This is a genomic window from Wolbachia endosymbiont of Tuta absoluta (genome assembly GCF_059414725.1).
In genome coordinates this window covers 1-1,272 of sequence record NZ_JBNRJY010000514.1, presented here as the reverse complement: position 1 = coordinate 1,272, position 1,272 = coordinate 1, and the positions used below count along the sequence as shown (strand labels likewise).

Sequence of the window (1,272 nt, the reverse complement as noted above, 5' to 3'; positions counted from 1 at the left end):
TCCAAGTACAGCATCTCCAAATTCATTTTCAGCCCATTCATTATTCCTGTTTGCCATTTTTTACCCTCAATGTTTGCAAACTTTAATGTTGTAATACTTTATTTTTATGTCCATTTATATTTGTGGGTAATAGTAAGAATTACGCCTGTACCGGAAATTACACACCAAATTGCTCCAAGTTTCTTTAAGATCTTACTGGAAAACAGGCTAATTAGTGAGAAAGACCCAACCATTGCACCTTGATGTAGCGCATAAATAGTGCTGGATAAACCAAAAGTTTCCATATACAAAAAAGGGCCACAAGTAATGAATGACATATAAGCCGCAGAAAAAAGGCTCTGTGCCAAAGACAACACCATAAATTTTGAACTTGATAATAATTTTTTATAGTCTTTCATCATTTTTTTTAGACTAAAAATATCACGGTCCTTTTTTGTTTCTGGTAACAGAAAAAGCAGCAAAACCCAAGAGATGAAACAAAGTATTGCAACACTTGCATAGTTACCACGCCACCCAACAATTTTGTTGATGAAACTGCCTAATACTGGTGCAATTGCTATGAGAACTGTGATAATAGAATTCATGATTCCAATAAATTTTACTGCTTCGTTGCCTTTATAGCTGTCTGCAATAATTGCAAACACAACTACAGATGTGCTAACACCAATGCCTTGAATAAAGCGAGAGATTAAAAGCCAAGAAACTGACAGCGCAAAAACACAGCCAACAGCACCGATGAGTAGCAAAGTGTTGCCTATGATCATCATCCTTCTTCTGCCATAGCATTCAGACAATGGACCAAAAAATAACCCTCCTATGCAAACGCCTAAAAAATTATAAGCAATAGTTAATTGAATTGTGCCTTCCGGTACGTTAAAATAGAGTACTATATCAGGAAAACTAGGTACAGAAATATCAATTTCAATGAACTTAGCAATTAGAGATAGAATTAATAAAAACGGTAGTAACACTTAAAATCTTTAATTAATGAATAAAAATATCACATTTAAAGCGTTGAAAGAAGAACATTTTTCACTATTATTAAAATGGGTAGAAATGCCCCATATAAAGAAGTGGTGGGATACGGATATAAATTGGACACCAGAGTTAATTGAGAAAAAATATAGCAACTACGTTAAAGGATTCAAACGTTTGAAATTTAAGACACAAATTATTGAAAAACCAATGCACGCATTCATTATTAATTGTGATGGAGTTGATATTGGTTATATTCAATATTACAACAAACATGATTTCCCACCTAAACAGATC

General features: G+C 33.4%; 1 protein-coding gene and 1 pseudogene. One reads left to right on the top strand and one right to left on the bottom strand.

The window, feature by feature from the left end; genetic code table 11:
• Nucleotides 1–137: 137 nt before the first annotated feature.
• Nucleotides 138–971: pseudogene (locus ACJ5GX_RS05715) on the bottom strand (MFS transporter); the annotation flags it as partial.
• Nucleotides 972–987: 16 nt separating this feature from the next.
• Here ACJ5GX_RS05715 and ACJ5GX_RS05710 point away from each other — a divergent pair.
• Nucleotides 988–1,272, top strand: a 285-nt coding sequence (locus ACJ5GX_RS05710; RefSeq protein WP_495292793.1) for a GNAT family protein, incomplete at its 3' end; no start/stop codon positions are given.